Below are 13,872 nucleotides of genomic sequence, written 5' to 3'. Positions count from 1 at the left end.
TGGCAGACGACTCAACTTGACATTACGACGGCAAAGCGCTCCCTTTGAGGCTGTATGAAACAGCCCCACAGAGAGTGTTAAAAAGGTTGAATATTAGTCATCCCGATAACTGTCTATGCTCGGGCAACTACAGATCAAGTTGCGATCGCCATAGACGTTATCGATACGATTGGTACTGGGCCAGAACTTATTCTTGTGAGCATCGAGCCCTGCAAAGCAAGCCTGCTGCCGCGAATATGGATGGGTCCACTCAGCCCCACTGAGATCGCCCATGGTATGCGGAGCATTCACCAGAGGATTATCACTCAGGCTCCACTCACCGCTTTCCACTTTGGCAATTTCACTCCGAATACTCACCATGGCATGGACAAATTTATCCAGTTCACCCAATGATTCGCTCTCGGTTGGCTCTATCATCAAAGTGCCAGCCACGGGGAATGACATGGTCGGCGCATGGAAACCAAAATCCATTAAACGCTTTGCCACATCTTCTTCGCTGATCCCAGAGCTCTCCTTAAGAGGACGAAGATCTATGATGCACTCATGAGCCACCCGTCCCTCATCTCCCAAATACAGAACAGGGTAATGAGGCCGCAGCTTTTCCATCAGATAGTTAGCATTGAGGATGGCAAGCTCAGTTGCCTTGGTCAGACCCGATGCGCCCATCAAGGCGATATAAGCCCAGGAGATAGGTAGAATCGAGGCACTACCCAAAGGCGTTGCCGACACGGCTCCCTGAGTATTATGGATACCATGGCCAGGTAGGAAAGACGCCAGATGAGATTTAACGCCAATCGGCCCCATTCCTGGACCACCGCCGCCATGGGGGATACAAAAAGTTTTATGCAGATTCAGATGGGATACATCCGAGCCGATAAAGCCAGGTGATGTCAGGCCTACCTGAGCATTCATGTTAGCGCCGTCGAGATACACCTGACCGCCAGCCTGATGCACCCGCTCGCAGATCTCACGAATACCAGACTCATAGACCCCATGGGTCGAAGGATAAGTGATCATGATACAAGACAGTCGCGCTTCATGTAACGCTATCTTAGCTGCCAGATCATCAATATCCACGTTGCCCTTATCATCACAATCGACGATCACCACCTTCATAGACACCATGGCCGCACTCGCCGGATTGGTACCATGGGCAGAGCTTGGAATAAGGCAGATGTTTCTGTGACTATCGCCGCGGCTAGCATGATATCGCTGAATAGCGATAAGACCCGCATATTCCCCCTGAGCCCCTGAATTAGGTTGCAAAGAGAAGGCATCGTAACCAGTAACGATTTTGAGCATCTCACTGAATGATTCGGCGATCTCCTGATAACCCAGACTTTGATTTTGAGGCACGAAGGGATGTAACTTACCCAGTTCAGGCCAAGTGACCGGGATCATCTGCGCCGTGGCGTTGAGCTTCATGGTACAAGACCCCAGTGGGATCATGCCGTGTGTTAAAGAAAAATCTTTATTCTCTAATGTCTTGAGATACCTCAGCATCTGAGTCTCGCTGTGATAGCGATTGAACACCTCATGGGTCAGATACGCAGACTCACGGATGCAATTTGCCGGAATAGCGGCAAATTCGTTGGCAGAAATGCGGGCATCTAAGTCCGCTATACTCTGGGTCTCGCCGGTTATCGCCAGCAACAGGGCTTCGACATCGTCTGACTTAGTGGTTTCATCGAGACTTATCCCCAAGGCACCCGGTAGCAGACGCAGGTTCAATCCCGCCTCAAGGGCGCGCTCATAAATAGCTTGCGTCTTATCCCCCGTCTTTAGCGTCACGGTATCGAAGAAATGTTTATAAGCCAGTTCAATACCCGATGCCTCGAGTCCTGCGGCTAATATCGCAGTCAGATGATGTACCCGGCGGCCTATTTTTTTCAGTCCCCCTGGACCATGGTACACGGCATAGAAAGAAGCCATGTTGGCCAGCAGTGCCTGTGCTGTACAGATATTTGAGGTGGCTTTTTCGCGGCGGATATGTTGTTCACGAGTCTGCATTGCCATGCGAAGCGCAGGTTTGCCCTTGCTGTCGATAGACACACCGATCACTCTGCCTGGTATTGTACGCTTGTACTTCTCTTTCGTCGCCATAAAGGCGGCATGTGGACCGCCGAATCCCATAGGAACACCAAAACGCTGGGCACTACCGATCACCAGATCCGCGCCCATCTCGCCAGGAGACTTGAGCACAGTGAGGGCTAGCAGATCGCTCGCCACAGCCACTAAGGCTTTTTTACTCTGTACCTGAGAGATAAGCGTTTGCAGATCTTGTACTTGACCCGTAGAGCCTGGGTATTGCAACAAGGCGCCAAAGACATCAAGCTCTGCGACCTCTGCTGCCGGAGCCACACTAATATCGAAGCCAAAGTACTCGGCACGGGTCTTAATCACATCCAATGTCTGTGGATGCACATCATCGGCCACGAAAAACAGGTTACTCTTGCTCTTTCCAGCGCGTTTACACAAAGACATGGCTTCCGCCGCCGCCGTCGCTTCATCGAGTAAAGAAGCATTGGCCAGCTCCATGCCAGTAAGATCCATGATCATCTGTTGATAATTGAGTAAGGCTTCCAGTCGACCTTGGGCTATTTCGGGCTGATATGGGGTATACGCCGTATACCAACCTGGGTTTTCCATCACATTGCGCAAAATGACATTGGGTACATGGGTATCGTAGTAACCTTGACCTATGTAACTGCGATTGATGATGTTCTTACCGGCAATGACCTTGAGTGAGGCTAACATGTCGGCTTCACTCATTGGGCCTGCTAACGCCATCTGCCCCGGAAGACGAATATTCTCAGGAACGGTCTGCTTAATAAGTGCCGCTATCGACTCGGCACCGATAGCTTCCAGCATCACAGCCTGCTCTTTTTCACCCGGGCCATTATGGCGGGTGATAAACTCATTACTGCTTGTAAGTTGAGTGAGTAAACTCACGGTTTTCAAGTCATCTCTAGCCATCTTGTTTGCCCCTGTTTAATCTTCGAGGCTAGCGAGATAACGCTCGTAGCTCATGAGGTTATCCAAATCTGCAGGATCTGATAGCTTTATCTTAGCTATCCAGCCCTCATCGAAGGGGGATTCATTCACCGTCTCAGGGCTGTCATCTAACGCTTCATTGACGGCTAGCACTTCACCCGATACAGGCGCATACACATCCGATGCGGCTTTAACCGATTCAATCAAAGAGAAGTTTTCACCGGCTGTAGTGATATCGCCCTCTTCAGGCAGCTCAACAAAGACCACATCGCCTAACAGCTCTTGAGCACGTTGTGAGATCCCAACTAAGACAGTGCCATCACCATTGTCTTTCACCCACTCATGGGTAGTGGCAAATTTATAGTTATTTTCGATTGCGTTCATTATTCTTATTCCTGGCTTGAATTCTTTTTTATTCAACGAGTAACGATATTATTTGACTCTTGTTAACCCAGACTCTATTCGCCTGAGTTAACGCTACGTTAGGGCTATCGATACAAGGGGTATTTACCGCAAAGCCCCTGCACCTGTGCCAGTACTTTTTGCTCCACGTCACTATTGTCATCAGGGTTTAACGCTAAGCCGTCCAGCACATCGCCAATCCAGTGGCCTATCTGAATAAAGTCTTCACGGGAAAAACCCCGAGTAGTGCCCGCTGGTGTGCCCAATCGAATACCCGATGTGACCATGGGCTTCTCTGTATCGAAAGGAATACCATTCTTATTACAGGTGATGCCTGCACGTTCGAGGCTCTCCTCAGCCCGGTTGCCCTTGAGCCCCTTAGGTCTGAGATCCACTAACATAAGATGTGTGTCTGTGCCTTCGGTAACGATATCGCAGCCTCTGGATTTCAGGGTCTGCGCCATGGCTTTTGCATTCTCCAGCACCTGACCGATATAAGTCTTAAATTCTGGCTCTAACGCCTCACCCAGTGCCACGGCCTTGCCTGCAATAACGTGCATCAAGGGGCCGCCTTGCAGACCGGGGAACACTGCCGAGTTAATTTTCTTAGCAATATCTTGGTTATTGGTGAGGATCAAGCCGCCGCGAGGGCCCCTTAATGTCTTGTGGGTCGTAGTGGTCACGATATGTGCATGGGGAATGGGATTCTGATGATGCCCAGTGGCCACTAAACCTGCGATATGGGCCATATCCACCATAAGATAAGCCCCCACTTCATCGGCTATGGCTCTGAAACGGGCGAAATCTAACTCGCGAGGAATGGCTGAACCGCCGGCGATTATCATCGCTGGCTTATGCTCTCTGGCCAGGGCTTCGACTTGCTCGAAATCCACCAGACAATCTCCCTGCTTTACCCCATATTGAATGGCATTAAACCACTTACCAGATTGCGCTGGGCGTGCGCCATGGGTCAGGTGACCACCAGCATCCAGAGACATGCCTAATATCGTATCGCCGGGCTGCAACAGCGCCTGGAAAACCGCGCCGTTTGCCTGAGCACCAGAATGAGGCTGCACGTTGACAAACTCGGCACCAAACAGCGCTTTAGCTCTGTCTATGGCCAGTTGCTCGACAATATCAACATACTCACAGCCGCCATAATAACGGCGTCCCGGATACCCTTCGGCATACTTATTCGTTAACGACGTGCCTTGGGCTTCCATGACCGCCTTAGACACTATGTTTTCCGAGGCTATCAACTCAATCTGCTGCTCTTGTCGTTGAGATTCAAGCTCAATAGCGCCTTGAATGTCCCCATCAGTAGCGGCAAGACCTGCGCCGAAAAAATGCGCGAGTTGGTGTGAGGTGTACTGGCTTTTCATTATTATATTCCTTTAATTAGCAAGCGATGACATTGATGGCCAGGCCACCTTGGGAGGTTTCTTTGTATTTGGACATCATATCCAGACCCGTTTGATGCATGGTCTTGATGACGTCATCGAGATGTACGTAATGAGTGCCGTCGCTCAATAAAGCGAGTCGGCTGGCATTAATGGCTTTTACCGCCCCCATAGTATTGCGCTCGATACAGGGAACCTGTACCAGGCCGTCTATGGGGTCGCAGGTCAGCCCCAGATTATGCTCCATGCCTATTTCGGCTGCATTTTCTACCTGCTCAGGGCTCCCGCCCAACGCCGCCGTTAACCCGGCAGCAGCCATAGAACACGCCACGCCTATCTCTCCCTGACAGCCCACTTCGGCTGCCGAGATAGAGGCATTTTGTTTAAATAACAAGCCCACAGCACCAGCAGTTAACAGGAAGGTCACGATATCTTCATCTTTATCTGACTTAAACTTGATAAACCAGGCGAGTACGGCGGGGATCACCCCCGCGGCGCCATTGGTGGGCGCGGTAACCACTCGGCCTCCGGCAGCATTTTCTTCATTCACCGCCATGGCATAAAGGTTGACCCAGTCTAAGGTATCGATACCGCCTTGCTGAATACTCCCTTCGACATCGAGAGCCTGCAGCCTTTGATGCAAGGCACGGGCACGGCGTTTAAGTTTGATGCTACCGGGTAAGACACCTTTTTGTGCTAAGCCACGCTCAATACAGCCTGACATCACCCGCCACAACGAGAGTAGTTTAATTTCTGCCTCTTTCTCGCCTAGGGCAGCTTCATTAGCCAAAATTATTTCGGCGATTGAGAGCCCGGTTTGACTGCAATGTGCTAGCAATTCACGGGCACTGGCATAGGGATAAGCTAAGCTCGAACTTATCGCCTGTTGTGGATCATGTTCCCCAACTACAGCACCGCCACCAACAGAGAAGTAAGTTCGACTCAGCACGATTGCCCCCTCTTCATCCAGAGCTTTTATGGTCATGGCGTTGGGATGTTCTGGCAGCGAGGTGTGATAATGAAAGATGAGATCTTCTTCCGATGAAAAATAGATCCAACGTTTACCCGACAGAGGCAGCTCGCCAGTATCTTTTACCAGAGCCAACAGACCGGGAATATTATCTGCATCGAGACACTCGGGCGATTCAGCCATCAGTCCCAATACACAGGCGTTATCTGTGGCGTGGCCTTTTCCAGTCAGTGCCAGAGAGCCAAATAACTCGACTCGCACTTTAACTACCTCTTGCAACAAATCTTGAGTCACCAGTTCTTTCGCAAAACGATTCGCCGCGACCATAGGGCCTACCGTGTGGGAACTCGATGGTCCTATGCCAACCTTAAATAAATCGAAAATACTGTGAGCCATAAATAAGGGTCTCCTGATGATGTTTGTCTTGATCCCGATCACATTTACAACATATCAGGCTTATTTTTCATTAACAACAAAAAAGTTTCCTATTGGAAACATTTTGTCAGCAATGAATAATTATGCAGTCCTGCTTTAGCTGGATAAATACCCTGTAACACTAGGTAATGCGGGATAAGTGAACGATTTATAGGAAGGGGCCAGCGCTGATAAACGTGAATATCCCTCATCTCGGTTCATGAAGTGCCGGGAATATGCAACAATGAGTCAATTCAAGTAAATATAAGTCGATTTATCCCATGATTGAGAACGGTGTGACCGATGTTTATCCCTCTATCGCCCTAACAAGAAGCGAAGGTGGCGAGAGTAAAGTAGATTCCGTAAACATAGGTGAGCAACTCAAGGCCATCAGAACCAAGAATAAGCTCACTCTTGAAGAAGCCAGTAAACTCACAGGATTAGCCAAGTCCACCCTGTCTAAAATTGAAAATGAGCAGATATCGCCCACTTTTATGGTGATGCAGAAGTTAGCAGCAGGGTTAGAAATAGATCTGCCTCAGCTGTTCACTAAGCCTAAGACTCTGTTGGCAACCGGGCGCAGAGATATCACTAAGGCGGGAGAGGGAAAACAACAACTCACTCCGACCTATGAGCATGAACTACTCTCGACTCAACTGAGTAACAAGAAGATGTTGCCCTACAGGACCTGTGTCCACTCTCGTTCATTCGACGAATACAAGGATTGGGTGCGCCACGAAGGCGAAGAGTTTCTCTATGTGTTAGAGGGACAGGTACAGTTACTCACAGAATTTTATGAACCAGCCACCTTAAATGTGGGTGACTCAGCTTACTATGATGCCACCATGGGCCATGCTGTCATATCTCTCAGTGAAAAAGATGCGCACATTCTGTGGATCACCTCAGCTTAGTCCATGTGCATCTAGATATATAACTTAACGCCCCCCTTGCCAAGGATCCGGCACGGGCCAGGTGGTAAGGCTTACGCAGCCTGACACACAAAACCTCAACGACACACATCCCATCAGCCAGCATTCGTTCCCTAAAAATACAATTAACACCCCATGGACCAGTTTCTATCTATCCCCAATGCCGTCTATTGCTCATTTTCCTATCCCTTTAGGAATAAACAATCACTTTAATGGAAAACAATTTCAAAACTACCTTAAATTAAACTTAAGAAACATAAAAAAAATTTGATCAACTTATCGCTTATTACTCAGTAAGTTAGAATGAGTATGCATGCCACTTTGCTAAATTAACAAAAATTAAACCTTGAATATTTTCTCTAAATTGTCTAATTTTTTTCCTATTGGAAATTCACGCTAACAAATTGCTAACGTTTCCGATGATTGACACAGTAATAAAAAAACCAAATAGAAGCAGTGTGGATGCTTACTAAAAAATTATAAGAAGATTAAGAGGTTATCGTGGAAACTATTACAAGTGCACTATCTTATATCAATGGAATTGTCTGGGGAGTACCCATGTTGGCCGTTATTCTCGGCGTGGGCTTATTCCTAACAGTCGGCCTCAAGATGATGCCGATCCTGAAGCTCGGCAGCGGATTTAAACTCTTGTGGAGTGGACGGATCCCCAACAAAGACAAAAACATCAAGGGAGAGATCAGTCCGTTCAACGCCCTAATGACATCACTGTCAGCCACCATAGGCACAGGTAATATCGCCGGTGTTGCAACGGCCATTTTCCTCGGCGGTCCCGGAGCTCTATTCTGGATGTGGTGTACCGCACTGGTTGGTATGGCAACTAAGTTTGCAGAAGCCGTGCTGGCGGTTAAGTACCGTGAAGTTGACGAAAATGGCAACTTCAGCGGCGGCCCCATGTATTACATCAAGAACGGCCTCTCCAGTAAGTGGGCCTGGCTAGGTACCGCATTCGCCTTATTTGGCGCCATCGCAGGCTTCGGCATAGGTAACACGGTACAAGCAAACTCCGTGGCTAGCGCCCTCGATGTCAACTTCGGTATTGATCCATGGATCACTGGCCTCGTCATGATGGTGTTGGTCGGTCTAGTGCTCATGGGAGGGATAAAACGTATCGCAGATGTCGCAGGTAAGCTGGTTCCCCTTATGGCTACCTTCTACATAGTCGCAGGTATCATCGTTCTTGCCATCAATGCATCTGAACTACCAGCAGCCTTAGCTCTGATCTATACCAGTGCATTTACAGGCACGGCGGCCGAAGGTGGGTTCGCCGGTGCAGCGGTATGGGCAGCAATACGATTTGGTGTGGCTCGTGGCGTATTCTCTAACGAAGCTGGTTTAGGTAGTGCCCCCATAGCCCATGCGGCGGCGCAGACAAAAGATCCTGTCGCTCAGGGTCTGGTTGCCATGCTAGGTACTTTTATCGATACCTTAGTCGTGTGTACGATTACGGGCCTCGCTATCGTCGTGTCCGGCGAATGGACCAGTGGCCAAACAGGCGCGGCGCTCACTTCTGCCGCCTTTTCTAGCGCCATCCCCTACGGTAACTTTATTGTCGCCATCGCCCTGTCTGTCTTCGCTTTCACTACCATCTTAGGTTGGAGTGTATACAGCGAAAAATGTGTGCAATACCTGCTCGGTCCTAAGGCTGTGATGCCATTTCGTGTGTTATGGATCATAGTCGTACCCGTTGGCGCCGCAGGATCATTAGAATTCATCTGGTTATTAGCCGATACCCTCAACGCCATGATGGCCATTCCAAACCTCATCGCCTTAGTACTCCTTAGCCCAGTGGTGTTCAAGTTGAGTAAAGAGTACTTCCAAGCTAAGAGTCCTATTGATGAAGATGAAAACAGCGTAAAAGAGCCAAGTTAAACTTAGTTAGTTACCCAGCAAATTTTATTTCATCACTTAATATAAGATAAGCCCCGTTCTCGGGGCTTCTTTGGAGTCAAACATGACACAAGAAGTACCAAGGTTATTAAAAACCCCATGTTACGAGCTACATGTAGAAGCGGGTGCCAGAATGGTGCCTTTTGCAGGCTACGAAATGCCAGTTCAATACCCCTTGGGAGTCAAGAAGGAGCATCTGCACACCCGCGCCTCTGCCGGCCTATTCGATGTTTCCCATATGGGTCAGTTACGCTTACATGGCCCCAATGCCGCCAAGGCACTTGAGGCTCTAGTACCAGTGGATATATTGGATCTTCCCCAAGGCAAACAGAGATATGCCCTGTTCACCAATGATAATGGTGGCCTTCAGGACGATCTCATGGTGAGTAATTTTGGTGATCATCTGTTCCTTGTGGTCAATGCTGCGTGTAAAAACCAGGACATCGCACATCTGCGTCATCACTTGCCTGAAGATGTAGAAATAGAGATCCTTGAAGACCGAGCACTACTCGCACTTCAGGGACCACTCGCAGCTAAGGTGCTGGCGCGCCACATCCCCTACTCTGCCGACATGGTCTTCATGGGTTCCAGAGTACTCAAGTTCGATGGCGTAGACTGCATCATTGGCCGAGCAGGCTATACTGGCGAAGACGGCTTCGAAATATCAATACCGGCAGAACATGCCGACAGGCTGACACGTCTACTGCTCAGTGAAGCTGAAGTCGAGTGGATTGGGCTTGGCGCACGTGATTCTTTGAGGCTCGAATCAGGTCTATGTCTCTATGGACACGATATCGATACCACAACCACACCAGTAGAAGCTAGCCTGCTCTGGGCCATCAGCAAGGCACGCCGGGCAGACGGCGTTCGTCCGGGCGGTTTCCCAGGGGCTGAATTAATATTGGATCAGATAGCCACCAAAGCGGTGAGCCGTAAGCGCGTCGGTATGATTGGCCTTGGCAAGGCTCCGGTACGTGAAGGTGCAGCTTTATACAATGAACAAAACGAGGAAATAGGCATTATCACCAGTGGTACCGCAGGGCCAAGCTTTGGCTCTCCCATCGCCATGGGTTACGTCGCCAAGGAGTTCGCCAGTTTAGATACCTTAGTCTTTGCAGAGGTTCGCGGTAAGAAGATGCCGATGAAAATTGCCAAAATGCCATTCGTTGAGCAGAGATATTATCGAGGCTAGAGATATTCATGATACTGCGTCATGGATAAACCCTGTACACTCGACCCACGAATGTGAGTCGAGTTCTGTTAATTTAGCCATATAATGAAGGAATCTTATGCAGGTTATTGTACTCGGTGGTGGCGTCATAGGCCTAACATCGGCCTGGTATCTGGCGCAAGCCGGACATGAGGTCACTGTTATCGAACGCCAGCTCAGCAGCGGAGAAGAAACCAGCTTCGCCAATGCAGGCCAGATTTCCTACGGTTACTCCTCTCCTTGGGCCGCTCCCGGAATTCCCACTAAGGCATTAAAGTGGCTCATTCAGAAACACGCCCCCTTAAAAATTAAGCCCGGCATGTCACCAGCTCTCTATCTATGGGCAAGTAAGATGTTGGCCAACTGCAATCAAGCCAGCTATCAAATCAATAAATCACGTATGTTACGTGTGGCCAATTACAGCCGGGACTGTTTAATTGAGTTACGACAAAGCCATGCCATAGACTATGAAGGTCGCCAGCAAGGTACCTTACAGGTTTTTCGCAGTCACGCCCAAATAGATGCCGTCGCTAAAGATATCAAGCTACTGCAAGAAAGTGGTACTCGCTACCAGAAACTTGATGTTCAAGCCTGTATTGAAGCAGAGCCCGCATTAGCACAAGTCAAAGAGAAGCTCGTCGGCGGATTACGCCTACCCGACGATGAAACCGGAGACTGCTACCTGTTCTGCCAGCAACTGGTCGCCTTGGCGAAACAGGCTGGTGTCAGCTTTAAATTCGGCGTCGAGATCTCAGGGCTCAATCGCACTGATGGTAAGATAAGCTCGGTATCCACCAGTATCGGCGAGCTAAAAGCCGATGCCTATGTGGTCGCCTTAGGCAGCTACTCCGCCGCCCTACTCGCCCCATTAGGCCTGTCAGCGCCAGTCTACCCGGTTAAAGGCTACTCGCTAACCTTGCCCATAACAGATGAAGCGCTCGCTCCGGTTTCCACTGTGATGGATGAGACCTATAAGGTCGCCATCACACGTTTTAAGCAGCGCATTCGCGTGGCAGGAACCGCTGAACTCTCGGGCTATAATCTCGACTTAAGTGATCAACGCAAGGCAACCATTGCCATGGTAGTCAATGATCTGTTCCCTGGAGGCGGGGATATAGACAAGGCCGAATTCTGGACAGGGCTTAGACCCATGACTCCAGATGGCACACCGATCATAGGTAAGACTCCCATCACTAACCTGTTTACCAATACCGGACACGGCACTTTGGGCTGGACCATGGCTTGTGGTTCGGGAAAATTGCTAGCCGATCAGGTGAGTGGTATCGCGCCCGATATCGACCCCCAAGGCTTAGACATCTTCCGCTATTCTTGAGGAACTTAAGATTCTGTTTTGTTTCTTTTAATGGAAGAATTGAATAGATAGAGCTTAAACACAGTACACACAATCAAACGGACACGAGTAGGCACGTGTCCGTTTTTTTGTACCTAGTGATAATAATTCTTATCACTATCAAATATCAGCCAGCAAATACGTTATCTTCCGGATATTTTAGCAAGGTGGGATTGGGTCTTGCCAGCATGTAGGCCAGTGTCAATGGGCCAATACGACCTATGACCATCACCACTATCATGATGTATTTACCAGGTTCCGATAAATTGCCCGTTAAGCCCGCTGTCAACCCCACGGTGGCAAATGCCGAAATAGTCTCGAACATGATCTGTTCGAAAGGTGCATTTTCAGTGAGCATAAGACTGAACATGGCCAGTGACAATATGATGCCGCTGACCACTATGATGGCCAAACATTTAGTCACCGTTTTCGATGGCACGGTACGTTTAAAAATGGATACATGAGGACGCTGTCTTAGGAAAGACCAGGTAGCCACAGCCACAACCACAAATGTGGACACCTTTATCCCTCCCCCAGTAGATGTAGAACCTGCGCCAATCAACATCAGAATGATCATGATAAAAAAGGCCCCCTGGCTGAACAGTGCGATATCGACGCTGTTAAAACCTGCGGTTCGCGCTGTGACGGACTGAAAGAAGGCCACCAACCATTGTTGCCCCAGATTGTATTGCCCTAATGTATTCGGATTATTATGCTCCAGTAGCCAGAACATCAAGGTACCGAACAAGATCAAACATGGTGTGGCAAGCAGCATTATCTTAGTATGCAACTGAAAATGGCGAAAACCACTTGCACCATTGCGCCTGAGATCTGAGATAACTGTAAAACCCAAACCTCCAAAGATGATCAGACTAGCTATAGTGAAAGTGATCAAGGGATCAGTGGCGTAGGAACTCAAGCTATCTGAAAATAGTGAAAAACCGGCATTATTGAATGCCGATACCGCATGAAAAAGAGCGGTAAACATGCCTGTCTGCCAGCCCATTTCCGGCACCCAACGTATGGCCAGAAAGATAAAACCTAACAATTCGGCAATCAGGGAAAAGACGACGATGTGCTTCACTAATCGCCTTATATTAATAGACTTATCCTGGCCAAGCGCCTCCTTGGTTAATGCTTGTTGGCGCAAACTTAGACGCTGACCAAACATATAAAGCAATACAGCAGAGAGAGTCATCTGACCTAAGCCACCTATCTGCATCAAGAACATCAATAATATTTTACCGCTCGCTCTGAAGTGTGTGCCAGTATCGACCACACCTAATCCAGTCACACTGATCGCCGACGTCGCCGTAAACAATGCATCGGTAAAGCTTAAACCAGTAACAGAGAATACCGGCAGGGTCAGCAATATCGCGGAAGGAAATAAAATAACAAAAAAACTGCACAAGATGATCTTAGGTTCAGACCATTTTACACCGGATTTTTCAGCCTTGATTGGAAAGAAAGTATTCCTGTGAGCAATAAACTTCATAGTCGTCTTAACACTTCTATTAATTTATCTTTCTGCCCCGTCACAATCAACATGTCATTTTTATCAAAAGTGGCCTCGGGTGACGGGTATTTATCGACTTCTACGCCTCTTTTCAATGCCAATAAATTAATATCACTACGCTTAGCGCAAGGATGCTCCATAAGTTTACTGCCTAAATACTTATCAGAGACAGCGACCTCAGCTAAAGCAATATCGCAGCCTAAATCGATGAACTCAAAAATATGCTGATCTAGCATGTGATGGGCAATTCTGACTCCCATATCGCGCTCAGGCTGAATGACTTTATCCGCCCCTATCTTGTCCAGAATCTTCGCATGGAACTTATCTTTGGCTTTTACCCAAACCGTTTTCACTCCAGCCTCTTTTAATACGAGAGTGGTTAATATACTGGCGTTGACATCCTCACCTATCGCTACCATGGCGAGATCGTAATCATCGAGTTTCAACTCAGATATGGTTTCTTCATCTGAGCAATCTGCAACTATGGCCTCAGTCGCAAATTCGGCCGCCTTGCGTACATTTTTTTCATCGATGTCTATAGCGAGTACCTGTGCCCCCTCTTGACTCAACTCATGACAAAGCGCCATACCAAACCTACCTAAGCCGATGATAACAATATATTTATTTTCATGAGTCATGTGTTTTCTCTGAACGTTATTGCCGAAAAATGGCGTACATTAATTTAAACTAATAAGCCTATAACTTAATTATCGACAAGGATATTGCTCCCTATATTTCCATTTGTCTAGCCAAACAAACTAGCAAATATCCAAGAAGT

At 48.4% G+C, this 13,872-nt stretch carries 10 protein-coding genes; 4 read left to right on the top strand and 6 right to left on the bottom strand.

Annotated features, from left to right (window positions below; genetic code table 11):
- Window positions 1-93: 93 nt before the first annotated feature.
- The 4 genes from gcvP to sps_RS03395 all read right to left on the bottom strand — a co-directional run bounded on the left by gcvP (window position 94) and on the right by sps_RS03395 (window position 6,162).
- Entirely contained in the window at window positions 94-2,976 is a 2,883-nt protein-coding gene (gene gcvP, locus sps_RS03410) for an aminomethyl-transferring glycine dehydrogenase (RefSeq protein WP_077751243.1), read from the bottom strand.
- A gap of 15 nt (window positions 2,977-2,991) precedes the next feature.
- On the bottom strand, window positions 2,992-3,378 hold the full coding sequence (gcvH, locus tag sps_RS03405) for a glycine cleavage system protein GcvH (RefSeq protein ID WP_218919625.1): 387 nt from the start codon (window positions 3,376-3,378) through the stop codon (window positions 2,992-2,994).
- 104 nt (window positions 3,379-3,482) lie between these two features.
- Window positions 3,483-4,778 carry a serine hydroxymethyltransferase gene (gene glyA / locus sps_RS03400; protein ID WP_077751242.1) on the bottom strand — a complete coding sequence of 432 codons (1,296 nt, stop codon included), beginning with the start codon at window positions 4,776-4,778 and terminating at the stop codon, window positions 3,483-3,485.
- A 16-nt stretch (window positions 4,779-4,794) separates the two neighbouring features.
- Window positions 4,795-6,162 (bottom strand): L-serine ammonia-lyase, encoded by a 1,368-nt coding sequence (locus sps_RS03395; protein ID WP_077751241.1) that lies wholly within the window; start codon window positions 6,160-6,162, stop codon window positions 4,795-4,797.
- Between the two features lie 299 nt (window positions 6,163-6,461).
- On the opposite strand from sps_RS03395, the gene sps_RS03390 reads away from it, so the two are divergent.
- The 4 genes from sps_RS03390 (at window position 6,462) to sps_RS03375 (ending at window position 11,560) form a co-directional block, all read left to right on the top strand.
- Complete coding sequence (locus sps_RS03390; RefSeq protein WP_077751240.1) at window positions 6,462-7,091, top strand: helix-turn-helix domain-containing protein; 630 nt, start codon at window positions 6,462-6,464, stop codon at window positions 7,089-7,091.
- Between the two features lie 519 nt (window positions 7,092-7,610).
- Window positions 7,611-8,999, top strand: a complete 1,389-nt coding sequence (locus tag sps_RS03385; RefSeq protein WP_077751239.1) for an alanine/glycine:cation symporter family protein — start codon at window positions 7,611-7,613, stop codon at window positions 8,997-8,999.
- Window positions 9,000-9,081: 82 nt separating this feature from the next.
- Window positions 9,082-10,209 (top strand): glycine cleavage system aminomethyltransferase GcvT, encoded by a 1,128-nt coding sequence (gene gcvT / locus sps_RS03380; protein ID WP_077751238.1) that lies wholly within the window; start codon window positions 9,082-9,084, stop codon window positions 10,207-10,209.
- 97 nt (window positions 10,210-10,306) lie between these two features.
- Window positions 10,307-11,560, top strand: a complete 1,254-nt coding sequence (locus sps_RS03375) for a D-amino acid dehydrogenase (RefSeq protein ID WP_077751237.1) — start codon at window positions 10,307-10,309, stop codon at window positions 11,558-11,560.
- 145 nt (window positions 11,561-11,705) lie between these two features.
- Here the strand turns inward: sps_RS03375 and sps_RS03370 are convergent, their stop codons facing one another.
- Window positions 11,706-13,073 (bottom strand): TrkH family potassium uptake protein, encoded by a 1,368-nt coding sequence (locus sps_RS03370; RefSeq protein WP_077751236.1) that lies wholly within the window; start codon window positions 13,071-13,073, stop codon window positions 11,706-11,708.
- Entirely contained in the window at window positions 13,070-13,732 is a 663-nt protein-coding gene (locus sps_RS03365; RefSeq protein WP_077751235.1) for a potassium channel family protein, read from the bottom strand. Before sps_RS03365 ends, sps_RS03370 begins: the two co-directional genes overlap by 4 nt.
- Window positions 13,733-13,872: the final 140 nt, after the last annotated feature.

Origin of the sequence: Shewanella psychrophila (genome assembly GCF_002005305.1) — a bacterium.
In the GTDB taxonomy this organism is placed as follows: domain Bacteria; phylum Pseudomonadota; class Gammaproteobacteria; order Enterobacterales; family Shewanellaceae; genus Shewanella; species Shewanella psychrophila.
This window is presented reverse-complemented; position numbering and strand designations above follow the sequence as displayed.

Bases quoted from the DNA above. Each gene is read 5' to 3' on its own strand.
- sps_RS03395 (WP_077751241.1), bottom strand. From the start codon at position 6,162: ATGGCTCACAGTATTTTCGATTTATTTAAGGTTGGCATAGGACCATCG.
- gcvT (WP_077751238.1), top strand. From the start codon at position 9,082: ATGACACAAGAAGTACCAAGGTTATTAAAAACCCCATGTTACGAGCTA.
- gcvP (WP_077751243.1), bottom strand. From the start codon at position 2,976: ATGGCTAGAGATGACTTGAAAACCGTGAGTTTACTCACTCAACTTACA.
- sps_RS03375 (WP_077751237.1), top strand. From the start codon at position 10,307: ATGCAGGTTATTGTACTCGGTGGTGGCGTCATAGGCCTAACATCGGCC.
- sps_RS03365 (WP_077751235.1), bottom strand. From the start codon at position 13,732: ATGACTCATGAAAATAAATATATTGTTATCATCGGCTTAGGTAGGTTT.
- sps_RS03370 (WP_077751236.1), bottom strand. From the start codon at position 13,073: ATGAAGTTTATTGCTCACAGGAATACTTTCTTTCCAATCAAGGCTGAA.
- glyA (WP_077751242.1), bottom strand. From the start codon at position 4,778: ATGAAAAGCCAGTACACCTCACACCAACTCGCGCATTTTTTCGGCGCA.
- gcvH (WP_218919625.1), bottom strand. From the start codon at position 3,378: ATGAACGCAATCGAAAATAACTATAAATTTGCCACTACCCATGAGTGG.
- sps_RS03390 (WP_077751240.1), top strand. From the start codon at position 6,462: ATGATTGAGAACGGTGTGACCGATGTTTATCCCTCTATCGCCCTAACA.